At 48.3% G+C, this 26,950-nt stretch carries 14 protein-coding genes; 13 read left to right on the plus strand and 1 reads right to left on the minus strand.

What is annotated here, in order from left to right:
- Window positions 1-313 precede the first annotated feature (313 nt).
- From HW560_RS11150 to HW560_RS11160, 3 genes are all read left to right on the plus strand, one after another.
- Window positions 314-1,849 (plus strand): replication initiation and membrane attachment family protein, encoded by a 1,536-nt coding sequence (locus HW560_RS11150; RefSeq protein ID WP_090904510.1) that lies wholly within the window; start codon window positions 314-316, stop codon window positions 1,847-1,849.
- Between the two features lie 86 nt (window positions 1,850-1,935).
- The gene (locus HW560_RS11155; protein ID WP_179263077.1) at window positions 1,936-2,907 is read left to right on the plus strand and encodes a helix-turn-helix transcriptional regulator; all 972 of its coding nucleotides are present in this window, start codon (window positions 1,936-1,938) and stop codon (window positions 2,905-2,907) included.
- 115 nt (window positions 2,908-3,022) lie between these two features.
- A complete protein-coding gene (locus HW560_RS11160; RefSeq protein ID WP_179263079.1) occupies window positions 3,023-3,541 on the plus strand; it encodes a DinB family protein in 519 nt (172 codons plus the stop codon).
- A gap of 106 nt (window positions 3,542-3,647) precedes the next feature.
- Here HW560_RS11160 and HW560_RS11165 read toward each other — a convergent pair whose 3' ends face one another.
- On the minus strand, window positions 3,648-6,404 hold the full coding sequence (locus HW560_RS11165; RefSeq protein ID WP_179263081.1) for an endo-beta-N-acetylglucosaminidase: 2,757 nt from the start codon (window positions 6,402-6,404) through the stop codon (window positions 3,648-3,650).
- A 255-nt stretch (window positions 6,405-6,659) separates the two neighbouring features.
- Between HW560_RS11165 and HW560_RS11170 the strand changes: the two genes are divergently transcribed.
- The 10 genes from HW560_RS11170 to HW560_RS11215 all read left to right on the plus strand — a co-directional run bounded on the left by HW560_RS11170 (window position 6,660) and on the right by HW560_RS11215 (window position 26,839).
- Entirely contained in the window at window positions 6,660-8,447 is a 1,788-nt protein-coding gene (locus tag HW560_RS11170; protein WP_179265775.1) for a sensor histidine kinase, read from the plus strand.
- Between the two features lies 1 nt (window position 8,448).
- A complete protein-coding gene (locus tag HW560_RS11175; protein ID WP_179263083.1) occupies window positions 8,449-9,963 on the plus strand; it encodes a response regulator transcription factor in 1,515 nt (504 codons plus the stop codon).
- 282 nt (window positions 9,964-10,245) lie between these two features.
- On the plus strand, window positions 10,246-11,718 hold the full coding sequence (locus HW560_RS11180) for an ABC transporter substrate-binding protein (protein WP_076290896.1): 1,473 nt from the start codon (window positions 10,246-10,248) through the stop codon (window positions 11,716-11,718).
- A gap of 75 nt (window positions 11,719-11,793) precedes the next feature.
- The gene (locus HW560_RS11185; RefSeq protein WP_076290895.1) at window positions 11,794-12,723 is read left to right on the plus strand and encodes an ABC transporter permease; all 930 of its coding nucleotides are present in this window, start codon (window positions 11,794-11,796) and stop codon (window positions 12,721-12,723) included.
- A gap of 84 nt (window positions 12,724-12,807) precedes the next feature.
- Window positions 12,808-13,662 (plus strand): carbohydrate ABC transporter permease, encoded by an 855-nt coding sequence (locus tag HW560_RS11190; RefSeq protein ID WP_205525065.1) that lies wholly within the window; start codon window positions 12,808-12,810, stop codon window positions 13,660-13,662.
- 34 nt (window positions 13,663-13,696) lie between these two features.
- The gene (locus HW560_RS11195) at window positions 13,697-16,045 is read left to right on the plus strand and encodes a glycoside hydrolase family 3 N-terminal domain-containing protein (protein WP_179263088.1); all 2,349 of its coding nucleotides are present in this window, start codon (window positions 13,697-13,699) and stop codon (window positions 16,043-16,045) included.
- A gap of 4 nt (window positions 16,046-16,049) precedes the next feature.
- Window positions 16,050-19,241 carry an alpha-mannosidase gene (locus HW560_RS11200; RefSeq protein ID WP_179263090.1) on the plus strand — a complete coding sequence of 1,064 codons (3,192 nt, stop codon included), beginning with the start codon at window positions 16,050-16,052 and terminating at the stop codon, window positions 19,239-19,241.
- 284 nt (window positions 19,242-19,525) lie between these two features.
- Window positions 19,526-20,845 carry a glycoside hydrolase family 125 protein gene (locus HW560_RS11205; protein ID WP_090904502.1) on the plus strand — a complete coding sequence of 440 codons (1,320 nt, stop codon included), beginning with the start codon at window positions 19,526-19,528 and terminating at the stop codon, window positions 20,843-20,845.
- Window positions 20,842-24,015 carry a beta-galactosidase gene (locus tag HW560_RS11210; RefSeq protein WP_090904501.1) on the plus strand — a complete coding sequence of 1,058 codons (3,174 nt, stop codon included), beginning with the start codon at window positions 20,842-20,844 and terminating at the stop codon, window positions 24,013-24,015. The genes HW560_RS11205 and HW560_RS11210 overlap by 4 nt, the downstream gene beginning before the upstream one ends.
- Before the next feature lie 4 nt (window positions 24,016-24,019).
- On the plus strand, window positions 24,020-26,839 hold the full coding sequence (locus tag HW560_RS11215) for an alpha-mannosidase (protein ID WP_179263092.1): 2,820 nt from the start codon (window positions 24,020-24,022) through the stop codon (window positions 26,837-26,839).
- Window positions 26,840-26,950 lie beyond the last annotated feature (111 nt).

Raw genomic sequence — 26,950 nt, forward strand, 5'->3', positions numbered from 1 at the left:
TAAAGGTCTTGCCTTTGTCGTAAACGCTTACGAGTGCAAAGGGAAGGCTTTTTGGCATGCATCCCAAAAATGTGCATGATCATTCGGACATGTCTCATATATATGTGTATAACATTTTCTCCATATGTTCACTTGTGTTCTATGGCTGTAGCTTTTATAGTAATCTAGCAACTCTACGAAAACGTGAATGCTGTCGACCTAGGACGAAACGGAGCGAGAACAGGTCCGTTTTTTACCTGTTTTTGAGCATTTGAGGATCGGACATTTATGATAGAATAGATAAACATACTTTTGGGGAGAAGGAGATCAAGCTATGCGCATGAAGAATTTGCACCATTATACTGAACATCATCGCTATTGCGTATACAGGGAGTTTGGACTTAGTGCCCTGGATGACCGCATGCTCACCGGAGCGTATCAGCCAATGGTAGGTGCCTTTGCGATAGGCTTGTATCGATTGCTGTTTCAGCATCTTCCCGGTGAACAGGTCGGTTACTCGCCGCTTGAACAGCAACGGAGGCTGTTCATGACGCTGGGACTTGAGCCCAGCGAGAAAGGGCGCAAGTATTTGGTGGAGCAGGCATCCAAGCTTGAAGCCGTTGGTTTGCTTCAGACTTCACGGCTGTATATTCCGGAAAATGACGACTACATTTATGAATATGAGCTGCAGCCTCCGCTCTCTCCGGCAGAATTTTTCCGTACACAGCATTTGACACTGCTGCTTCGTGACAAAATTGGCAAGTTCGCCGTACTCTCACTGCGTTCCGGTTTTTCGGCGATAGAGAGCGGTGATGCGCCTTACCCGGCAGCGAATAAAGAGAATATTTCCGTTCCTTTTTACGATATATTTGAATTGAATACGCATGTCATCGATTATGAACTGGAGCAGGCGTTGTCGGAAGTGTCGACTTCGGCTCAGCGCAGCGGGATCAATGGAGCAGTTGAAGAGAACAGTCTGAATTATGCCGACATTATATTGCGTTTTCCGCGTGAGTCGGTCAATCGCCGTCATGTGGAGCAATTGCGGTTCGATCACGAACAGCTCGGCATTGTGAATTATGTCGTGAACAAATTCAATCTCAGCGTACAGGATGTATGTCGTTTGCTGGATGAAGATGATATCTTTAACTCACAAGGCCAGCTTGTGCTGGATGACCTTCAACACAAGGCAAGCCTGCAGTTCAGACAGACCAAGAAGCGACATGAGCAGCAGACGGTACAGGCAGCGAAGGTTGTTGCTCTCAGACAGCATATGGAGGAGCCTGAACGGAAAGAGGATTCCGGTGAACCGCCTGTTGAACATGTGGTACAGATGGAATATTACGTCGAAGTGCCTCCGCAATTTTCGACCAAGTGTGATATTCATCAATATAATATGATGCTGCGTAATGAGCCCTACACACGATTGCTTCAGACGTTCTTCCCTGGTGCCGTGCCGGACAACCTGGTGGACATTTTTGAGAAGATCGACCTCAGCTACAAGCTGCCAGGTGAAGTAATCAATGTACTGATTCATTACTTGATGGCATTGCTTGTATCCGGCGGCGAGCAAAGAATTAACCGTAACTTCGTTGAGGCTATTGCCTCCAACATGCTGCTCAAGCAGGTGAATTCCTATGAGAAGGCGGTACAATACATTCGAGACCAAGCCAAGGTCAAAGGCAAACAGGCTGCTGGTGCAGCTGGAACCCGTTCCCGTACATACGGCAAAGGAACCAAAGCCAAACCCGAAATTCCGATTGTACAAGACATAGGTGCCGACGGCGATGCCGTATCCGAAGAAGAGTTCGAAGAGATGATGAGGTTTGCCCAGCAGATGCAAGCAAGCAAACAAAAGGGAACTTCATAACAATTCATAATATACACCTAAAAGGCGAGTCACCTAAATCAAAGGAGACTTGCCTTTTATTCTTTCAAAGAAAAGAGGGACTCCCGATGGCAAAATGGGATAACATGCTGTCCATGCTTTGGATGCTGAGATCCGGAAGAAAGCTCACCGCCGCTCAGATCGCGGACAGTTTGGAGATTAGCGTCCGCACTGTGTATCGATATATCGACGCATTATGCGCAAGTGGCGTGCCGGTCGTTGCGGAATCGGGCCATGATGGTGGTATTCATATTCTGGAAAATTTCAAGGAAACGCCATTGTTCTTTAACGCTGTAGAGTTGAAGGCGCTTGTGGATGCGTTTAAATTTGCCCAAGGTGCTGGCTATCCTTATGTGCAAGAGCTGGAGTACGCGCTGAAGAAGGTGGAGAATGGACTGCACGAGGAGCAGCGCCACGATCTGTCACGCAAGCAGAGCAGCTTGGACGTGGTCTCTTCAGCGCGTCCGCCTTCAGTCGTTCCGTTGTTGCGGGAGTTGGAACAAGCGACGAATGACGGGCGAACGGTCCGTATCTTCTATCGGAAAGCGAATGCGGAGCAGGCTTACGAACGTGAAGTCGATCCATATGGGCTAGCGTATGACCGAAACGAATGGTACGCTGTCGCGTTCTGCCATCGGTCGCAGGCAATGCGGACGTTTCGCGTCGAACGAATCGAACGACTGGAGACAACCGAAGTTAGGTTTGACAAGCCGGAGACTTTCTCTGCGTCCGCGTTTTTCTGTGAGCAGTCCAACCAGAGACGGGAGGCAGATGGACCGTTGACGGTAATCCGTATTGAGGGACAGCCTGACACGCTTAATGCGGTTTGCGGCCACTGGCATCTGCGCCACTATTTGACGGAACGAACCGATCGGGAGGCACGGTTTCTGATCGATGCTCCGACGATGAACAAGTACCTTCCGACATATCTCATGACCTTCGGCACGGGCATTCGCATCCGCGAACCACTGGAGTTGAAGCAGCGGATTCAGGAAATGGCATACGGTATCGCCAAACATTATGAAAACGATGCGGATTGAATTTCTGGATGGAAGTTCGCTGACAACAGCTGTCAGCGAACTTATTATACGATTGAGTCAATTCTAAGGAAGCCAAGCGCCAAACCATGCGAAGAAGGGAAAGGTGAATTTATCGATGCTTCAACAACCATACCGACTGTATGACTATCATGTTTGGGCAAACGATCGATTGTTTGCACACCTGGAGCAACTCCCGAAGGAAGTATTCCATGCGGAAGTGACGAGCGTGTTCCCATCCTTAGCACAAACATGTGCACATATGTACTTGTTTGAACAGCTCTATATGCTCGTGCTCGCGGAAGTTCCGAACGAGGAGATTTTCCCGAAAATCTCAGGCTGGACAGAGGAAGCACAGGGCAAAACCGTGAATGAGATGCGGGAGCTGTTTGGCAGCGTTGCCGAACGTTTCCGCGATTTACTACGGCATACGCCTGACCCGGACAAAAAAATGACAATCGAGCATCCGAAATACGGTAAAATGGAAACACGTTTTTCCGACATTCTACAGCATGTTGTCAACCACGGGACGTATCACCGGGGCAATGTGACCGCGATGTTGAGACAGCAAGGTTATAGCGGTGTGCCAACCGATTATATATTTTATTTGTTGGAACAGCAGAAAGTTCAAGGGTAGTGCCAAACATAAATTAGGCCCTTCCGACTTCCTGTAGGGAAGCGAAAGGGCTGGATTTTTCTATTGTTTTCTCGGCGCCTAGAAGTCGGTTTAACCTTGTGACCTTTTATCGCAGAATTGTCGTTGCTTTATTGCCGGCATAATCTTCGATAACGAGCTTCAGGGAGCTGGTGCTGGACGCAGGCGTGAATGTCAGTTCGCTCAGCTTCGTTCTGCCCCGAATGATATAAGGGAATTTCTGTGAAACGTAAGTTACTCCGAATTCGCGTGCCACCTCATTTTCATAGACATAGATTTTGTACCAATCCTCCAAATCAGGCAATGCGAGGGTGTACTTTCCATCCTTTACCGTCACCTTTTCCTTGGCATATGGTGTAATCTGAGTATCTGCCAGTTGTCCGGTCGTTGTGACTGGATTCTGTTTGCCAATGGCAATATCCAGGACGTAATGTTCACCATTGGTCGGAAGGCCTGTCAGAATGGCAGACTGTTTTCCTTTTTTGACCTGAAGTGTCTTGGTGAAAGGTTCCTTCGTGTACTCCGTTTGGAGTGTAAGCTGAATCGGATCTTTACCTTGGTTCTTCTTCGGGTTTTTCCAACGGACAATAGCATCGCCATTGTTCTTGAATTTCACATCAATGTCCTGAACAGCTGCATTCAGATCATAGGACAGGACGGTTGCTTCACTCTCGGTACCATCTGCGCCTACAGCACGAATGGACAGTTCGCCAGCGGGATGTTTGAGCGTTTTAATATAAAATGTGGAGTCATACACGCCGCCGACATAAGCGCCGTTCTCATACAGATTATATTGCTTAACCTTCGAATAGTCCTCGATATCCCATTCGACAACCAACTCATCGGTGTTGGTCAGTGCTTTGGTAATATGGAATCCCGTTGGAGCATTCGGTTTGGCGGCAGAACCGTCGGATATACGAATCTCACCAATGTTCATCTGATATTTTTCAATCGTAGTGCCGTTAGGGTCGAAGGATAGACCAAAAGCTGCAACAGTCTTCCCTTGGTATGCACTCAGATCGAGTGAAGTGGTCTTCCAGCCTGACGTGTGCTGACCTGAATTGGGCACTTTGACTTTGACCACTTTGGTCGGTTCATCCTCGAAGATCAGTCCGATATACATGGAGGAAGCGTCGTTGACAGACGGTTTGTTATAGGTGAGTTCCAGTTTGGATTGGGCGTTGATCGACAGATCCGTCTTGTACAGACGAAGGAAATTGTCCGCATTTAGACTTCCGTTCACGACAAGAGAACTGCCGCCAGTGAACGCACCAACGGAATCATACGTATAACGAGAACCTTTTTCATAGGTTGGACCATAGTCAAAGTCAACAGTGAGTTTGTCACCTTGACTATCCATCCACCACTGCCAGGTGACCGGGATATCCTGAATATTAATATTGGACCATTCGGTTGCATTGGAGACGGTTCCGCCCTCATAATATTTCAGACCGTGGCCTGTATTGAAGTTGGTCACAAAATTGGAGCCATGAATAACGGAGCGTTCGGTGAGGTAAGCGGCGATGCCGTCCCACTTTGCACCAGAAGCATATACATCGGACAGATCGACGGATGCCGTACGGCGTGCGTTGGTTGGGTCCTGATTCGGACCTGACCACCAAGCGCGGTCACGCACAAAGGTCATCCATTGGTACTCATCTTCGGCTCTATGATTCGTGCTGCCATCGCCCATTTCTTCATCCAGGGCATTGTGGGTAAAGTCAGCACCAAGCGTTGCAATACTGTTCATAGGCTGACCGTTCTCGTCCAGATTGTTACGCAGATCGTAGAGCTGCTTCCAACGACCAAACTGGTCATTTCCACCTTCGACACCGGCAAATACCGTTTCCAGTGGATCAAGACCCAAATCTAGGGCATGATCGCGCGAATCTCGCAGCATGTCATGGTTCCACACGTAATTCAGGAAGATCGAATCGGAGACTCTGCCTAATGCAGAATCTTGCACAAAAGGACTGTTGAGTCCGTTAAACTGGTTTTGGTATTGAATTTTGCCCGTTGTATTGATGGTGAAGTCATACCACTGAACATATAGTCCTTCGTCTCTTAAATACTTCATGAATTTCTTGTAGGAAGCGATGTCTTCAGGCGCAACGCCTTTGGCAACCTCTTCCTGATTGAAGAAGTATCCGTCGTAATTATAATACTTTGCCATCTCGACCAGCTTTGCAGCGACAGGGAAATTCCCTTCTTCATCCTGCACAAGCATCTGCTTGTAGGTTTGTGGTCCACGATCATTGTCTGAGAAGAAGATGTTGGCGATGGAACGGACACCGTTTTTGTGTGCAGCATTGGTGTACGCTGGATTCGGAATGTTCAAAATGCCAAACTCAAAGTACTTTTCCGTCCATTCCTTATTGGGGTCATACAATTCCTCAGGCACGCCAGCAGAAGCCATACCATGCCAATAGCTGTAATAGTCTGTGTACTGCCAATAATTAAAGAGGTATTCGCTGAATTCATTGGTGTAAGGAGTGCTGCCAAAGAATGAATTGCCATAATCGCCACTCATCGTAAAGAGCTGGGTGTCCGGGCTGAGTTCGGGATAAGCCTGCGTGGCCGCAAAGGCATCGTTACGTGGCTGCAAAGGTACATGAGCACGAAGCAGATCACCATGGATATCACTTTCGGGTGTCCAATTCAGAATCTGGGCAGCGGTGTAGCCATGCTGGTAAGGCTGGTTTACTCCCTTGGCGCTATCACCTGTATAAGGGAGCGTGTCTCCGGCATAAACGGATGTGGCAATGACTTGTCCAAGTAGAGCCGAAGTGAGAACCATTGCGGTTACTTTGGGGATAAGGCCTTTGGGTTTGTGTTTGCGTGTCATGCTGTTCCTCCTTCAAGTCGAATAAGAAAGTAAGGTATTCTTTTACACAAAAATAAACTTATGGTTAACGATAGGGCATGAAAGCATTTTCAAATAGGGCGAAATTAAAGAAACACAGGTATAAACTAAAGAAAAGTTCCAGGTGACAAGTTAATGTCAGAAGGCAGATGATATACTTTAGACAGGAAAACAGCATCGGGGGGAACATGTGACTTGAGAATTGTTAGCGTTTACAAAAATTTCTTTAAAAATAATATGTTTATGAAGATGCTGTTCATCTTCTCCATGATTTCGATTGTAACGATTATTACCTTGTCCTATATCATTTTCCTGTCAGTGTCCGATGCCACGATTCGCCGAGAGCTGGCGATCCAGAAAGCGGCTATGGAGAGTGTTGACCGATATATTCATCAGCAGTATGAATCGGTGCAAAACATGGTGAGAGATATGCATCAGAATGAGGCCTTATCAGCCAATATCACCTACCTGATGAATCACACGTACGCCGAGTATGTACAGCATCTGACGAATGGCTATTATGCGAATCAGGATGATTATTCAGCTGATGTACTGAAACATTTTCAGAATATCATGGATCGCAATTCGGATATCAATCAAGTGATGTTATATAGTGCTGAGCGACAGGATCTGTCCAGCTTCAATCAACATAAGCAGTTCAGAAAGCTAAACACCAATGTGGCTCATTCCTATATTCCTGACGTGATGGCGATGGAGACACCGAATATCAGCGCACCAAACTATTGGATTCGTAAAGAAATTGATCAATGGGACCCGGCGCTGTATGCGATTCGGGTGCCTATCAACGATACACAGACCCTTCGAAATTTGGGACAGTTCCTTGTGTTCTTTGACTCAGCAGGTATTGGCAACGCTTTGGATAGTTATGAAAGTAATCTCAAGGGAGAAATTGTGGTGCTGTCAGCCAAGGGTACGGTATTGTTCGATTCCAACAGTAACTATTACGGCAAGAAGTACCCGTATATCAATGTGGCCGATTCCCTGTTTGATCAGACGGATATGGACTCGATGAAAAAGGAGCGAAATATGTATGTGAACAAGTTTGTCTCGGCGGATCAGGGATATGTGGTCGTTGGCACGGTTCCTGTGGATGAGATGGCTGAGGCCTACGCGGGTACACGCAATACAATCGTTTCGATTAGCATCATATGTATCCTGTTTGCGGTGCTGGTTCCGGCGTTTTTCATCATTAATTTTGCCAAACGCACCCGCAGAATCATTCGTTTCACCCAAAGGGTGAAATATGGCAACCTGACAGCACGCATCGATGATGCCCGTGATGATGAGCTCGGACAGATCTCGCACAGTTTCAACGATATGCTGGATGAACTTAATCAATATATTGAGCGCGTCTACAAAGCCGAGATCAAACAAAAGGAGACAGAACTGGTCGCTCTCCAGGCACGGATTAATCCTCACTTTCTCTATAACACGCTGGAAGTCATTCGAATGAGGGCGATTTCGCAGGGGGCGAAGGATGTTGGAGAGATGATTTACAGTTTATCCGTGTTATTCAAGAGCCTTGTTCAACAGAAGAAAAATTATACGCTCAAGGATGAGATGGAAGCTTGCCGTTTATATCTGGAATTGTTCCGAATCCGGTATAAGGATATTTTCATGTACTCTATTCAGTTGGACCCTGTGCATAACCAGCATCCGGTTGTCAAGCTATCCCTGCAGCCGATTATTGAGAACTATGTGGTGCACGGCATTCAGACAGAACGTTCGGATAATCAATTAACGATCGTTGTTGAAGAACTGGGAGACGCTTTGCAGGTAGAGGTCAGAGATAATGGCAAAGGCATTGAGCCTGAACGCCTGAATGAAATTTTAGAAGAACTGGAACGTCCGGAAGAGTCGGGTAAAATGTTTGGACTGCGCAGCGTACACACCCGTTTGCGTTTCCTGTATGGACCGGAATTCGGCATCACGATAGAAAGTACACTTGGAGAAGGAACCCTGATCAGGGTACGTTATCCTCATACAGAAGGGACAGGTATTTAATATGTACAAGGTATTTATAGTGGATGATGAACCGTTCATCATTGAAGGGTTGTACGATATTTTGGATTGGTCGTCGTTCGATATGGAAATTGTAAGCCATGCCGGCAATGGACAGGCCGCATTAAACGCCTTGTCCGCGCAGCCTGTGGACATACTGATCACCGATATTTCCATGCCATTCATGAATGGTCTGGATCTGATTCGGGAAGCAAGGCAATTGCAGCCTGACATCAAGGTAATTATTCTAAGTGGTTTTAATGAGTTTGAATATTTGAAAGAGGGCATGCAGCTGGGTATCGAAAATTACCTGCTCAAACCGATCAATGTGGAGGAACTGGAATCGACGCTTCGCAATACTGCTTCCAAGCTGGACCATACGTTGTCTCCTCAAACAGATGATGCTTATGGTGTTCAGATTCTGAAAGACAACATCCTTCATCGATGGCTGACGGGACAGATCGCGGCCACGGAATTCGAGGAACGGGCGCAGTTCTTGAATCTTTCGCTGGATGCACCTGATGTTGCAGTAGCAATACTGCGCACTAAAGGAGAAGCATCCGGCATGTTCGAGCGAGTGGAGGACATGCTGAAGGATAAGTCCTATGTGAATATATTCCATGACATCGACGGAGATATTGTCATTGTTGCCAATATGCATGCAGGCGAGGACGAGAAAAAGAAATTTATGGAGTGCCTTCAGGCATTATCCGCTGCGCTGTGTGAGACACATCCTGCTGTTCTGATTGGGGCAGGAAGTCTGATGCGCGGACTCCACCATGCTCCTGCAAGCTATCAGGAGGCGAAAAAGGCGCTCCAGTATGTGATGATCTATCCCAATCTCAAAGTGATCGATCATGCCATATTGGAGAAGGGTGGAAGCTCTGCTTCTTCCTTCTCGATCGATTGGAAGGAGTACGCGAAGCTCATTCTATCCCGTAATGCAGAGCTGCTTGCGGAGCGAATTCGGGTTGATTTTGAACAGCACCGCGACGGGGTTACTCCGGCTGAGTTGCAGAACATCGCACTGGAAGTGGTCATTCGCTTCAAGATGGAATTGGAGGGCATCAAACATTCCGATGAATCGGCTATTTACCAACGTGGTCTTCGCCTTGTATTGGACAGCGGAACCTTTGATGAACTCGTGCAGGCGTTGCAGCAGGTTGGTTCAGAGACGATACAGTCTCTGCTTCAGGATTTAAAGAATCCAATCGTCAACCAGGTGCTTCAACATATTGACAAACATTACGCAGAAGAGCTTTCCCTGAAGCTGCTGGGTGCTCACTATCATCTTCATCCGGTATATTTGGGACAACTGTTCCACAAGGAGACGGGGGAGACTTTTGCCGAATATATCAATAAATACCGGATCGAACGTGCCAAGGAACAGCTGCGCAATTCGAATCTGAAAGTGCATGAGATCGCAAGGAATGTGGGGTACTGGGAAACCGGATATTTCTATAAACAGTTCCGCAAGTATGTGGGAATTTCACCAACCGATTTTAAGGTTTTTGGATAATTTACAGTGGATCACCGATTGGACCAGTGGACTGAACTAAATGAGACATTCTGGGGACAGGAGGGCATGCAATGGAGTTGGTGCCAAATGTTACTCAGCATGTCTTTTTGATGTAAGCGATTTATTCAAATCGGTACAAATTCATGAATCGGTACTGATTTCTCTTTAATTTGTACCTCGAAATATTAAGTTTATCTTCTTTTTGAAAATGCTTTCATTCGATAAGGTTAAAGCAGTTAGTTTGTACAGCTAAAGGGAACACGAAAAGGGAGGATCAAGGAAATGAGTAAACAAAGAAAAAGTTTTTCTCTCGTTCTTGCATTGTTGATGGCGGTTACACTCGTTCTTAGCGCCTGTGGAGGAAGCAAGGATGCTTCAGAATCAGGGGAAGCAGGAGAGGCTCCTGTCGAGCTGATCTGGTACACCATTGGTACCCCTCAGAAAGATGTTAATAAAGTGATGGAAGAAGTCAGCAAGTACACGAAAGAAAAAATCAATGCCACAGTTACAATGAAAATGGTTGACTGGGGTGACTATCCGCAAAAGATGCAAGTTAACGTAGCATCCGGTGAGCCAATGGACATCCTGTTCACCTCTTCAGGCGGATTCGATTATGTTCAAAATGCTAGAAAGGGCGCATTCCTTGAGCTTGATGATTTGCTCCCTAAATATGGTCAGGACCTTATTAAAACGATTGATCCTGCATTCCTGAGCGGTTCGAAAGTAGACGGACACAATTACGGTATTCCGGCCAACAAAGAGCTGCCTCAACAAGAGGTATGGCGTTTCAACAAAACGCTGCTTGATAAATACAAAATGGACATCTCCAATATCCGTACGTTGGACAGTCTGGAGCCTTTGCTCAAAACGATCAAGGAAAATGAGCCAAGCGTGACTCCATTTGGAATGGATAAAAACTTCGTTCCTTATGTGCCTTACGACTACGTCATTCAGAACTTGCCAATGGCAATCAAACTGGATACGACGGATTACAAGATCGTGAACATTCTGGATACTCCGGAAATGAAAGCAGCACTCAAAACGATGAGCAAATACTACAAAGCTGGTTATGTATCACCAGAGGCAGCAACAACAGGCTCCACCAATGACCTGACCACATCAGGCAACTGGTTCCTGGATCGTGCACAGACACAACCGCTCGCGGACAACCAATGGTCAGCAAGCTACGGATATCCGGTAGTTTCCACACCAGCTAGTGACGCGATCATCACCAACACGTCTGTACAAGGTTCGATCATGGCTATCTCGGCCAACTCTGAATATCCGGAGAAAGCAATGGAGTTCCTGAACCTGTTGAATACAGATCCAGTGCTGCGCAATATGGTTGATTCCGGTATTGAGGGCGTTCACTACAAAAAAGTGGATGACACGCACATGGAAAATCTGGCTGAATCCAAGAACTATGATATGCCTTCTTACTCCCTCGGTAACAACATGTTGTTGTATCTGAACAACAATGACCCGGATAACAAATGGGATGAGTTCAAGAAATTTAATGCAGAGGGTGTAAATTCCCCAATTCTGAGCTTTAACTTTGACTCCAGCAAAGTGTCGTCGGAACTGACAGCAGTGCAGAATGTCAAAGAGCAATACTGGGCCGCATTGATGACAGGTACGCTGGACCCAGAGAACAATTTGGAGCAAGTGATTGAGAAGTTCAATCAAGCCGGACTTGAAAAAGTGATGGCTGAAGCCCAAACCCAGCTTGATGCCTGGAGAGCGGCAAATAAGTAAGGGTAAATTCAGGGATCGGGCCGCTGCTTGTTGCGCCCGATCCTTTTTCATTCAAGCCTGAAGGAGGATCTCCATATGACCGCATTTTTGAAAAATCTGATTAGAAACCGAGTCATGCTGTTCATGGTGCTGCCAGGCGCCATCTGGTTCTTCTTCTTCTCCTACTTGCCATTGGTGGGTACAGTAGCCGCATTCAAACAATATCGTTTCAGCCGCGAAGGCTTCTGGGCCAGTCTGATGAAGAGCGAATGGGTGGGTTGGGATAACTTTAAATTCCTGTTCAGCACCAACGATGCTTGGCTCATTACTCGAAACACGCTTTTTTATAACCTTGCGATTATATTTCTGGGGCTGGTATTCGCTGTAGGTTTGGCGATTCTGCTCTCGGAGCTGGTCAATAAACGATTGGCCAAATTGTATCAAACAGGTATGTTCCTGCCGTATTTCCTCTCCTGGGTTATTGTCGGTTACTTCGCGTTCAGCTTCCTGAGCATGGACCGGGGGATGTTGAACCAGATTATTGGGTGGTTCGGTGTGGAACCGATTCAGTGGTATTCGGAAGCGAAGTATTGGCCGTATATCCTGGTGTTCGTAGCTCTGTGGAAAACGATCGGGTACAACAGCATTGTCTATCTCGCTTCCATTCTGGGGATTGATCGGTCGCTGTATGAGGCAGCCATGATCGATGGAGCCAATAAGTGGCAGCAGATTCGCAACATTACGATTCCTTTGCTCTCACCGATCATTATTATTATGACGTTACTGGCTGTGGGTCGCATCTTCTATGCCGACTTCGGTCTCTTCTATCAGGTTCCAAGGGATTCGGGTACGTTGTATGCCGTTACCAATGTTATTGATACGTATGTGTATCGTGGCTTGAAAACAAGTGGTGAGATTGGCATGAGTACCGCTGCCGGATTGTATCAATCCGTTGTAGGCTTTGTGCTCGTTATCATTTCCAACTACGTAGTACGCAAAATCGATAAAGATAGCAGCCTATTCTAGGATAAGAGAAAGGAGTGAACCACTGTGGCTCAAATCGTAAAAAAACGCGACTTCTATCATGTATCCAATGGCTGGAATGTCATTATGAATATTTTGGCCGGACTATTCGCTTTAATCTGTGTATTTCCTTTCGTGTTTGTAGTGATCATCTCGTTCACGGACGAGAAAGCACTGGCCCGTGACGGGTATCGACTGATTCCGAAGGAATGGAGTCTCGCAGCCTATCAGTTTGTGTGGCAGAGTGGAGACACGCTGCTGCGTGCTTATGGGGTAACCATTCTCGTGACGGTGCTGGGTACCATCATCAGTCTGATTCTAATGTCGCTGTATGCTTATGCAATTTCCCGCAAGAGTTTCCGTTATCGGAGATTTTTCTCCATATTTGCCATTCTGACCATGTTGTTCAACGGCGGGATGATTCCGACCTATATGGTCGTATCCCAACTTCTTCATTTAAAAGATAGCATATGGGCACTGGTTCTGCCGCTTGCAATGAATGCCTTCTATATCATGATCCTGCGTACGTTCTATTCAACCAGTGTGCCGGATGCAGTCATTGAATCCGCGAAAATTGATGGAGCCGGAGAATTCTATACGTTTATGAAAATTGTCATTCCATTATCGCTGCCAGGGCTTGCGACAATCGGATTGTTCAGTACGCTCGGTTATTGGAACGATTGGTTCAATGCACTGTTATATATCGATAATCCCAACCTCGTACCGCTGCAATCGATGCTGATGCGGATCGAGTCCAGCATCCAGTTCATCCAGCAGAACTCGGCGAACAGCTCGATGAGTCTGGCGGCGATGCAATCCATCCCGCAGGATACTTCACGGATGGCCATGGTGGTTCTCGCCACGTTGCCGATTATTTTCGCATATCCGTTCTTCCAGCGTTACTTTGTACAAGGTCTGACGGTCGGAGCTGTCAAAGAGTAACCGAATCACTTCTATAGGGTGGAGGCGTTGAAGGATGATGATATATAAGGACAAAAGCAAATCCGTAGAAGAGCGAGTAGAACATCTGCTGAGCTTAATGACGACGGAAGAAAAGGCGGGTCAGCTCATCCAGCCTTTTGGTTGGCAGACATATACGAATGATCAGGGGAACATTACGCTGAATGAATCCTTTAAGCAGCAGGTGGAAAACGGGGGCGTAGGCTCCCTGTACGGTGCACTTCGTGCAGATCCATGGACGGGTGTTACGCTTGAAAATGGACTGTCTGCCAGAGAAGGGGCAGAAGCAGTAAACCTTATTCAGCGTCATGCTGTAGAGCAGTCCAGACTGGGGATTCCCATTCTGATCGGAGAGGAATGCTCGCACGGACATATGGCGATTGATGGTACGGTCTATCCGGTTCCCCTGCTCTTGGGAAGTACCTGGAATGTGGATCTGTACCGTGACATGTGCCGGGCGGTCGCTCGCGAGACGCGTGCTCAAGGTGGTGCGGTAACGTATTCTCCGGTGCTGGATGTTGTACGTGATCCACGCTGGGGGCGTACCGAGGAATGCTTTGGCGAAGACCCGTATCTTATTGGTGAGCTAGCTGTTGCTTCCGTGCAAGGACTTCAGGGCGAGCGTTTGGACCAAGAGGAAGCGGTAGCGGCTACACTGAAACACTTTGTCGGTTATGGCAGCTCGGAAGGTGGACGCAATGCGGGACCGGTGCATATGGGCTGGCGTGAGCTGCTGGAAGTAGATCTGTATCCGTTCCGCAAAGCTGTTGAAGCAGGCGCTCAATCCATTATGCCGGCTTATAACGAAATCGACGGTATCCCGTGTACGGTTAATACGGAGCTGCTGGATGACGTTCTGCGAAAAGATTGGGGCTTTGACGGTCTGGTGATTACGGACTGCGGTGCCATCAACATGCTCGCAAGTGGGCATGATGTGGCGTCAGATGGATTGGAAGCATCCGTACAGGCCATTCAGGCAGGTATTGATATGGAAATGTCCGGTGAGATGTTTGGACAATATCTGGTGCAAGCGATCTCGGAAGGCAAACTTGAAATGCATGTACTGGATCAGGCTGTCCGCCGTGTGCTGGCACTGAAATTCAAGCTGGGATTATTCGAGCAGCCTTATGTGGATGCCGATCGAGCGGCAGAAGTCATTGGCAGTGAAGAACATATTCAACTGGCACGCCAATTGGCTGCAGAAGGTGTGGTCTTGCTCAAAAATGAAGCTGCAACGTTACCTCTGTCGACGGCAACAGCGGGCCGAATTGCTGTTATTGGTCCTAATGCAGACCAAGCCTACAACCAGTTGGGCGATTATACTTCCCCCCAACCGAAGTCCAAAGTGGCTACGGTGCTGGATGGCATCCGCAGTAAGCTTGCTATAAGTGAGAGTGGGCAAGAAGAGGAGGACTCAGATGGACATTCGAATGCTGGTGATCAGGTGCTCTATGCACCGGGATGTCGCATCAAGGGTGATTCAAGAGAAGGGTTCGAGCACGCAATAGAAACTGCACGTCAGGCCGATACGGTCATCATGGTCGTTGGCGGCTCGAGTGCCCGTGATTTTGGTGAAGGAACGATCGATCTGAAGACAGGTGCTTCAAATGTGTCCGATAACTCATGGAATGATATGGAGTGTGGAGAAGGCATTGACCGCATGACGCTTGGGCTTGCAGGAGTCCAGCTGGAGCTGATTCAAGAGATTCACAAGCTTGGCAAAACACTTGTCATTGTTTATATCAACGGTCGCCCGATCACCGAGCCTTGGGTGGATGAACATGCCGATGCCATTCTGGAAGCATGGTACCCAGGCCAAGAGGGTGGGCATGCCATTGCGGACATCTTGTTCGGTGAAGTGAATCCGTCCGGCAAACTGACGATATCTATTCCGAAGCATGTGGGTCAATTACCGATCTACTACAATGGCAAACGTTCACGCGGCAAGCGTTATTTGGAAGAGGATCTGGAGCCTCGTTATCCATTCGGATATGGACTTAGCTATACTACTTTTGATTACAGTGAGCCGAAGCTAAGTACAGAATCGATGACGGCCGACGAGACTGTCACCGTATCAGTGGAAGTCACCAATACGGGTTCTTGCAGAGGTGCAGAAGTCATTCAGATGTATGTATCTGACGTGGTCAGCCGTGTAGCACGCCCAGCCAAAGAACTGAAGGGGTTTGAAAAAGTGATTTTGGAACCTGGAGAGACGAAGACGGTAGCCTTCCATATTGGAGCGGAGCAGCTGCAATATATTGGTCGTGATCTCACGCCTGTCGTTGAACCAGGACAATTCCATATTCATATCGGAAGACATGTGAACGATACGCAGTTCGCCGAGCTGACGGTAGAGGAGGCGTAAGGAAATGGAACGCATCAGACGATTTATTCGCGAGTTGTCCGAACGTCAGTGGTTGGAGCAAATGGAGCTGCGCAGCTGGGACATCAGCCGCGCTTATTATAAAGTACCAGGACAATACGAGGATCAGAAGGCTTATCCAGAAGGGGAGGGATTGAATCGTTTCCCGAGTGATCAGGGAACGACTTATTTCTTCCGTACACGGCTGGATGTACCTGCCTCCTGGCAGAAAGAACCTTACGGACTTGTATTTGAATCCGGTGGGGAAGGCTTGCTTCGGGTGAATGGACATTCCTATCAGGGGCTGGATCGTAATCATACGTATGTCACACTCGACCCTTCCCGAATAGGGGCTCAGCCTGAACTTGAGATTGAGTTATTCGATCCGGTACCCGAACCTGTTGATCCATTGAATCAACAGGCGGTTATTCAGCCGCCGATTACATCGATCAGAAGTTTGCTGGTGCGACCGAATGAACCTGTTCGCAGTCTGATGTACACGGTCACCATTGTGCGTGATTCCGCGGTGCTGCTGCCGGAAAGTGATTTTCGCCGGGTGCGCCTGCTGGAAGCGATCTATCGGGCGATGGATCAATTTGTAGGCCTGGCAGAAGAGGCTGTCAAGCAGGGGAATGACATCCACAGTATCGAAGATAGATTGATCCATGAAGTGCGGGAGATTGGTGGAAACGCCGAAGGCTTGGAGCATATGGTGGGGCAATCGCACATCGATATTGCCTGGTTGTGGCCTGTACGTGAGACGGTGCGCAAGACCAGTCGTACATTCTCCACGGTGGATGCACTCATGAATGAATATCCGGATTATGTTTATTCCCAGAGCCAGCCTTTGCTGTACGCTTTTCTGAAGGAGCATGATCCCGAGCTGTATGAACGGGTGAAGAAACGCATTGCGGAAGGACGCTGGGAACTAGTTGGCGGGATGTGGGTTGAGCCGGATCTGAACATTCCGAGCGGGGAATCCCTGATTCGTCAGATGTTATATGGTCAGCGCTTCTATATGGAGGAGTTCGGCAAAACATCACAGATTGAATGGCTGCCAGATACATTTGGTTATTGTGCTTCCCTGCCTCAGATCCTGAAGCATGGCAATGTGGAGTACTTCATGACGACCAAGCTCGGATGGAATGATACGAACGTATTTCCATATGATCTGTTCCACTGGGTAGGCATTGATGGCACGTCCATCCTGTCTTATCTCAATCATGGTGTTAACGAGCATACCTTGCCGAAGGATATTCATGATCATTGGCAGTCATACCGTGAGAAGGCGGCGCATCCTGAGCATATGCTTCTGTACGGGCATGGCGATGGTGGCGGCGGCGTGACGCGAGAGATGTTGGAGTACGTGGACCGTTCCGAGTTGATGGTGGGCCAACCGAAGAATGGTTATAGTACCGCCGGAGCCTTTTTTGACGGAATCGAGAAGGCGCAGCCTGATCTTCCGAAGTGGCATGGCGACTTGTATCTGGAACTTCACCGGGGTACCTATACGACCCATGGCCGCAATAAGCGCAACAATCGGAAGGCTGAGGTGCTTTATCGCGAAGCGGAGCTCTGGAACACACTTGCCCTACCGGATATGGAGCCGCAGCAGGATGCTGAAGTACGTTCGGCGCTGCATGATGGATGGAAGCTGATTTTGCTGAATCAATTCCATGATATTATCCCTGGTTCGGCCATAACGGAATCCTATGTAACGTCGGATGAGGAGTATATTCGGGTATTCGAATTGGGTAGAGAAGGACTGAATCAAGGTGTTGCTGCATTAACGAGGGGAATTAATACGCAGGGGCCAGAGGGTTCTGTTCCTTATGTTGTGTTCAACAGCCTTGGCTGGAATCGAAGTGAAGTCGTTCAACTTCATATGCACGATGGATTGGATCGCTACGTCATTGATGAAGAAGGTCAGCGTTTGCGCATGGATCGGGAAGATGGCGAAATTTCGGTTCTGGTGACGGATATTCCAGCCTTTGGTCATAAGACGATTTGGCTCGTACCGGAAAATGCAAAAGAAACAAATGTACGGGAAATGGCGAGCATTGCTGGGCAAAAGAACTTTACAGATACATGGGAAACCGAGTATTACCAAGTTCAGTTTAACGAGCTTGGCGAGATATCCCGCTTGTGGGACAAGACAGCAGAACGCGAGATTCTGAAGCCAGGTGAACGCGGCAATCAATTTCACTTTTTCCATGACCGTCCGACGCTCTGGGATGCCTGGGATATCGACAGCCGTTATGAGGCTCAGGTTGCTGGAGAAGTGGAGCTCTTGGAGAAAAAACTGGTTTTGGCAGGTACTACGAAGGACGTACTTCGTTTTCAGTGGAAGCTTCATCAGTCTGTGATTACACAGGATATGGTGTTCTATCATGACAATCGACGGATCGATTTCAAAACCCATGTAAGCTGGAATGAAGATCATAAATTGCTCAAAGTGGGCTTCCCGATCGATATAGTGACTTCCAAAGCAACCTATGAAATTCCATTTGGTGCATTGGAGCGTCCAACTCATCGCAACACGAGTTGGGAGCAGGCTCAGTATGAAGTGTGCGGACACCGCTTCGCAGATGTCGCCGAGCACGGATATGGCGTCAGTCTACTTAATGATTGCAAATATGGATACGACGTACAAGGAAGCACGATTCGCCTTTCCTTGTTGCGTGCACCGAGATGGCCTGACCGGACTGCGGATATTGGAGAACATGATTTCACCTATTCCCTGTATCCACATGAAGGCGACTGGAGAAGTGCACATACGGTACGTCAGGCAGCCGAATTGAACCATGAAGTGCCTGTGCATCAAGTGGAGCAAATGCAACAGCCGCAGCAAGTGCAACCGATGAAACAGGTGCAGCAGAGTCAGAGCAAAGGGGCTGAAGTCGAACCAACAGTAACTGTGGCATACTCACGCCCAGCAAGTGGCTCATGGATTAATTTCGACAGCCAACATGTCATTCTGGACACGGTCAAACCGGCAGAGGATGGACACGGCACCGTACTTCGTTTCTATGAGTCATCAGGCAAACGCGAAAGCATCACATTACAATGGCCGCATGCCTTTGAGCAAGCATATCACTCCAACGCTCTGGAAGAACCGATCAAACCACTGGCCCATACCAAAGGCCAGATTACATTATCTTTTAAACCTTACGAAATACAAACCGTGCTACTGCGGTAAACCTTTTTGAAATATTTTGAGCTATATAGGAGTAAACGTATTTACACGATAGAGGGCAGAAAGAATTCGAAGAAGCGAAGCGTTCGCCTCAAAAGCTTTCTGAAAGAAAGCTACATCGGAAGCATACGCTATCCCCGGATTTTACCCTTTAGAAAAGGGAATCAAAAAATCTGGGGATAACAGCGATCGGAGGATATTTCTGACCGCGCAGTGGTCCCGTGTAAATTTTTTGTTTCATCCTCAATAGCTACACCATTCAATTTGTTTAAGGAGTGCACTCATTCATGGAACAATTCAGACTACCCAAAATACCGATGCCACCTGTTGCATTGCCACAAGCCGTACAGGCTGTAATGGAAGAAGCAGAGCAGAAGCTGGCGCATCGACCGAAGCTGCTTCAACTATTCAAGAACTGTTTCCCGAATACGATTGAAACAACAACGAAATTAATGGATGACGGCACAACCTTTGTCATCACTGGCGATATTCCAGCTTCCTGGCTGCGTGATTCCGTGGAGCAAGTGGTGCATTACATTCCATTTGCCAAGGAAGATCAAGACCTGCAACGCATTATTGGCGGTCTGATCAAGCGTCACATCCAGTACGTTCATATTGATCCATATGCTAACGCCTTTAACGAGACAGCCAATGACTGGCACTGGAACACCACCGACGTGACCGAGATGTCACCTTGGGTGTGGGAGCGCAAATTCGAAATTGATTCCTTGTGCTTTGTCGTGCGTCTCGCTTATTTATATTGGAAAGAAACCGAACTGACGGATATTTTCGATTCCAGCTTCAAAGCCGCCATGCGCAAAATCGTAGATCTGTTCAAGGTGGAGCAGCATCACATGGAGCAATCACCATACAGCTTTACCCGCAATAACGGTATTGCTACGGATTCAATCCGCAATAACGGACGAGGCATGCCCGTCAATTACACAGGCATGATCTGGTCTGGTTTCCGTTCCAGTGATGATGCGTGTGATTTCCATTACAACATTCCAGGCAATATGTTTGCCGTCGTTGCCCTGCGTCAGATGCAGGAGTTCGCGGAGTGGGTATTCCGGGATATGGAGTTCCTGCAGGAACTTAAGGATCTGGAAGCCGAAGTAGATCATGGTATCCAGCTGTACGGTATTTACCGTCATCCTGAATTTGGCCCGATCTATGCTTATGAGACGGATGGATTCGGCAACTACTGCCTGATGGACGATGCGGGTACACCGGGACTGATGTCTATTCCTTATCTTGGTTACGTCACAGCGGATGATCCGATCTATCAGAATACGAGACGTTTTGCGCTCAGCAAAGAGAATCCGTTCTATTATGAAGGCAAAGTTGCCAAAGGAATCGGCAGCCCGCATACACCGCCGGATTACATCTGGCATATGGGTCTGTCCATGCAAGGATTGACGGCCCAGTCTGCTGAAGAGAAGCTCGAAATCATTCGGATGCTGGAAGCAACGGATGCGGATACAGGATATATGCATGAAGGTTTCCATGCCGACGATCCGACGATTTTTACGAGAAAATGGTTTGCTTGGTCCAACAGCCTGTTCTCCCAGTTGGTCTATAAATCCATGAAGGATGGTTTGCTATGAGCAGCGCACAGGTGAAGAGAACCAAGTTGATTATTTTCTCTGATCCAACGTTTCCAGTGGAGGGTACTTTGCCAACGCAAGGTGCTCTTGATTCATGGAAAGCATCGGAAGAGATCATCGTTGTGGGCGCGGATGAATTGGCTTCGGCTTTGAGCACAGCGGCAGGTGAAGGGTGTTTCGTGAACCTGCATGCGCCTTATTTTCCAAAATCCGCTTGGACCGCAATTGCAGCTTTTCTTCATCAGGGCGGAAGCCTGATCAGTGTTGGCGGTGCACCATTCAAACGTCCTGTTCGTCAGGAGAATGGGGCATGGATTTCCGAGTCGGAACAAACGGCGTATCACCAGGAGCTTTATATTCATGAGGCATTAAAGGTATCCGCAGCCAAAGTGGATTCACTAATTTCCTCAGAAGATATTTCACTCCTTGCAGGCAAAGAGGGACTGTTCGAGAGTGCGGATACGTGGAATCTGGTACCTCATACAACCAAAACAAGCGATTTGCCACATCAAATGGGTTCCTCAGGTCCGATGAGCACGCAGATTTCTCCGCTGCTTCGCGGCCGCAGCAAGGATGGTCGCAGCATCGCTGCCCCAATCGTATTATGGGAAAACTCCCGCAGTACGTTTGCCGGTTCGCGCTGGCTGTTTGTGCATCTGCCTTTGACGGCTGCTTTCTGGGAACAGAACGGAGCAGCTGAAATGGTGAACTGGGCGCAGTATTGCGCCAAAGGTGTAACCGAGCTATCTCTGAAGCCGAACTATGCTGCATATGATTTGGGTGAACGAGCCTCACTGATCCTCCAAACCCAAATTCTACAGCGTGCGGGCAGCAGAAGAAGTGAGCCGGAACTTTGGACCATTGATTTAACCGTTGAACGGGAAGATCGCACAAACGGCACGGTAGAGAAGGTATGGAATCATCAACTGGAGATGGAACTTTCCGGCGAACAGCGTTTTGAACGGATTCTTCTTCCGTTTTCAATCGAGAGCGGGCTGTACCGAATCATCGGTCGTGTTCAGGCACCGGATGGAGAAGTTCGCATACTGCGGCAGGGCTTCTGGGGTCAGGACGCAGCTTTGCTCGCAGAAGGGGGAGTCATAACACGCAGCAGAGATTATTTTATCAAAGACGGTCGTCCGCTGCCTGTTGTTGGTATGACCTACATGACCTCGGACGTGGCACGGAAATTCCTGTTCCTTCCCAATGCGGATGTATGGGATCGGGATATGGCACAGATGGCGAAAGCCGGCATTAACTGGATTCGGACCGGAATTTGGACTGCCTATCGCAACATGATGCAGGTGGATGGTCATATGTCCGAGGATGTACTGCGTGCTATTGATGCGTTCCTGTTAACGGCAAAACGGCATGGCCTTCAAGTGACGTTCACCTTTTTCTCTTTTACACCCGAGACGTGGGAAGGAACAAATCCATATTTGGACCCGCAGAGCGTAGATGCACAGAAACGCTTCATTCGCAGCATTGTGAGTCGTCACAGACATTCCACACATGTGGACTGGGACTTGATTAATGAACCGTCGATGTTTGATCCTGTGCGCATATTCTCCGATGGGCCACGTTCGGCAAGAGATTCATATGAGCAGCAGGCGTTTATCGCGTGGCTTCAGCAGCGGCATCAGACGATTGAAGCGTTGCAGGAGGCATGGAACATGTCACCTAAGCAGCTCCCTGACTTTACAGCAGCAGTCATTCCTGAACCGGAAGAGATCAATTTCGATGTACAGGATATGCACAAGGCTAAAAAAGGAACACGCTGGCTTGATTACTGTCTCTTCTCGATGGAGATGCATAATGTTTGGGCGAGAGAGCTTGTAGGCACGATCAAGGATCTTGTTCCCCATCATCTGGTTACCGTGGGACAGGATGAAGCTCTCGGAGCACAGCGGCCTTCACCGTTCTTCTACGAGAGTGAAGTGGATTATACAACCGTGCATTCCTGGTGGCTCAACGATGACCTGATCTGGGACGGTATTTTCGCCAAAACACCACATAAACCCAATCTCATTCAGGAGACAGGCATCATGTATGTGGAAACCCCGGATGGCCGGGCCAAACGCACAGAGGAAGAGCTTCACAGCATTCTGGAGCGCAAATACGCCTATGCCTTCTCAACAGGCGGAGCCGGAGCAGTGCAATGGATCTGGAATACGAACTTCTATATGGATAATGCCAATGAATCTCATATTGGAGCGCTGAGAGCGGACGGTACAGAAAAACCTGAAGCCGATGTGTCTTACGATTTTGGCCGATTCATGGAGCAGATTCGAGACCTGTTTACTGATCGTGAGCTGGAGGACATTGCGGTGGTCTTCCCGTATTCCAACGACTTCTCGAACCGTTCCCTGGCCTACGATGCAACCACAAAATTGACGCGTGTGATGGCTTATGAGCTGAAGCAGCCATTCCGGGCTGTATCCGAGTATCATCTGGAAGCATTGAAGCAGCAACCTCCGAAGCTGATCATGGTTCCGAGTCCTCACAACATGGACAGCGATGCGTTAAGCGAGCTATTGAACTTCGCGGAGAATGAAGGAGCTACGCTGCTTATTACGGGCCCGCTCGGGTTGGATGCTTATTGGAAAACAAGTGATCGGGTAGATCATCTTGTTGGCCAGCGCAGTCTGGGCAACGTACAGCGAGAAGAAATGCTGAATATTAACGGGGTGAATCACCGCGTCACGTATGGTCGTCGCCGGATTGCCGAGGTGGCGAAGGAAACGTTGCTTCATGCGGAGAATCATACACCTGATGAAGTAGTCGTACTACCATTAGGCAACGGCAAGTTGATCTGGAGCCCGCTGCCGCTGGAGCTGAACAGCCGGGATGAGCCGCTGGCTGACCTGTATCGATATGCGTCAGAAGTGGCTGGTATTGAAAATGAACTGGAATGGATATCTGGCGGTGATCTGGCAGGGATTTATGGACGGAAGCTGAGCTTTCCGAAAGGCAATCTATACGTATTTGTATCGGAGTTCGCTTTGAATCATGAGGTGAAAGTCAGAGATACACGTACGGGAGCCATATATACGTTCCTGTTGGAGAAAAATCGCTCCGTGCTGTTTGCCACAGATGCGGCCGGACAGCTGCAAGCCGTATATCGACCGGATGAAGTAGAGATTGTACAACAAGAGGTAGAGGGGGAATAATACAATGACCAAACCAACAAGCAAATCGAAAAGAGCGCATATTATTTCTCATACGCACTGGGATCGGGAATGGTATTTGCCGTATGAGAAGCATCATATGCGATTGGTGCAGCTGGTGGATGCCTTGCTGGATCAGCTCGATCAGGGGCCGGATTTTAAAAGCTTTTACCTGGACGGCCAGACAATCATCATCGATGACTATCTTCAGGTTAGACCGGAGCAGAAGGAACGGCTGGAGAAGCATATTCGTGATGGCCGGATTGTCATTGGGCCCTGGTATATTTTGCAGGATGCCTTCCTGACCAGTGGTGAAGCAAACGTACGTAATATGCAGGTCGGACATCGGGATGCCAAACGTTACGGAACACCTTCAAAGGTCGGATACTTCCCGGATACGTTCGGGCTTGTAGGACAGACACCGCAGCTTATGCTGCAATCGGGCATCGATAATGTCTTTTTCGGGCGAGGCGTGAAACCAACGGGCTTCAACAACATGGTGTCTGACGATGGATACGAATCCAGTTTCTCAGAGCTGATGTGGGAAGGTCCGGATGGATCTAAAGTGCTTGGTGTTTTATTCGCCAACTGGTACTCTAACGGGAATGAGGTTCCGGTGGACGAAGCTTCAGCTCGCAAGTTCTGGGAAACCAAGCTGGCTGACGCGGAGAAATATGCATCGACCAATGAATTGCTGTACATGAACGGATGTGATCACCAGCCAATTCAGAAGGATCTGCCTGAAGCCATCCGTATGGCTGAACAATTGTATCCCGATATCGAGTTTGTTCACTCCAACTTCCCGGACTATCTGTCCGCGTTGAAAGCATCTGCGGTTCAGGAGCTGTCTGTTGTAAAAGGAGAGCTGCGCAGCCAGCGTACCGATGGCTGGGGCACTCTGGTGAACACCGCTTCTGCACGCGTTTATCTGAAACAGATGAACCAACTGGGCCAAGCCATGTTGGAAAAAGTAGCTGAGCCGCTGGCTTCGTTCGCGCATCTGCTAGGTCATCCATATCCGCATGATCAGTTTACCTATGCGTGGAAAACGTTGATGCAGAATCATCCGCATGACAGCATCTGTGGCTGTAGCGTAGACGAGGTGCATCGCGAGATGGTCACCCGGTTTGATAAGAGCCGTCATGTGGCTGAGGCCCTGATTGAGGATAGCACCAGCCAAATCGCTGCAGCTGTGGATACTTCAACATTTGAACGATATGGTGAGGAAGCGCGGCCTGTGGTTGTGTTTAACACATCGGGATGGGAGCGCAGCGGTGTAGTTCAGATTGAACTGGATGCGGCCCGTTTGTACTTCCGCGATGGTTTCTCATTGGAAGATATGGCAGCCAAAATGAACGCCATCGACCTGGCAGGTCGTATATTGGTGGATGAAGAAGGCAAACCAGTTCCGTGTACGGTAGAGGATCTGGGTCTGCAATTCGGCTATGATCTGCCGGATGATCGATTCCGTCAGCCATATAGCTGCCGTCGGGTCAGCATTACGTTTGAAGCAGAGAATGTGCCTGCACTTGGCCTGAAGACGTATGCTTTGGTTCGTATGGACAGCAATGCTGCGAGTGATTCAAATGCTGCTGGGGAGTCTGTGGATAACACTACGAATTCAAATACACTGCTGCGTGGTGAACGTGGCATGGAAAATGAATATTTTATCGTAAATATTTCAGACAACGGGTCGTTTGAACTTACAGATAAACGGACAGGCCGGACGTATAAAGATCTTGGCGTGTATGAAAATGTCGGTGATATCGGCAATGAGTACATGTTCAAGCAACCGGAAAATGAAGTGGCATTGACTACGAAGGATCTTCGGGCAGAAATTCGGGTTATTGAAGATGCGCCTTACAGAGCTTCGTACGAAATTGTTCATCATTGGGAAATTCCTGAATCCGCTGATGAAACGCTTGATCGTGAGCAGCGGGAACTGATTTATTATCCACATCGTAAAGCGCAACGTTCCAAACAAATGATTAGGCTCAAGATCCGAACCATTGTGTCGTTAAGCCGCAGTGGAAAAGGTATCAAGCTCGAAACAACTTTCAACAATCAGGCGAAGGATCATCGGGTACGGGCACTCTTCCCGACGGATCTGACATCGGCTGTTCATCACGTTGACTCGATGTTCGAAATTGCTACTCGCGATAATACGCCTGCACCGGAATGGCAGAATCCGAGCAATACCCAGCATCAGCAAAGTTTTGTTGATGTGAGTGAGGATCAGGCTGGATTGGTTGTAGCCAATCTGGGTCTGAATGAATATGAGGTTCTTGAGGATGGACGGAATACGATTGCCGTAACACTGCTTCGTGCCGTGGGAGAACTTGGAGACTGGGGATTGTTCCCTACACCGGAAGCTCAGTGTCTCGGTGAGCATTCCTTCCAGCTGGAGATTATCCCTCATGACGGGAACGGAGCAACATCCGGAGCGTACATTGAAGCTTACCAGTTCCAGATTCCATGGACTTTGGCTCAGACGACCGTACATCCGGGATTCCTGACACCAAGCAACACACCTTTTGCGTGGCAAGGGGACGGTCTTGCGTTTTCTTCACTGAAGGTGAACGAGGATTCGGGTGATCTGATGTTGCGTTGGTATAATATGGGGTCCAATACAACTGAGTTGAAGTTTGCTGCTTCTGAGTCCATCCCGCAAGCATTGGAAGATGCATATCAGAGCAACATTCTGGAGGAAGAGACAGGCAAACTGAATGCTTCGATGGTAAATGAATCTTCCACTGCCTTGACTAGCAAAGAATGGGCTCTTCAAGCGGGACCTTGTGAGATTGTTACGGTGGGGCTGCGTCGTTAATTTTCCAAGCGTGATCGGATCAATTCTTTGTGTAGTGTCTAACCGAAGTTCTGCGTACTGTCATGGAATGGATAATGCTTTTTCCAGCTGAACATGTTGAGTTATTCCTCA

It is taken from the genome of Paenibacillus sp. E222 (genome assembly GCF_013401555.1).
GTDB lineage: Bacteria > Bacillota > Bacilli > Paenibacillales > Paenibacillaceae > Paenibacillus.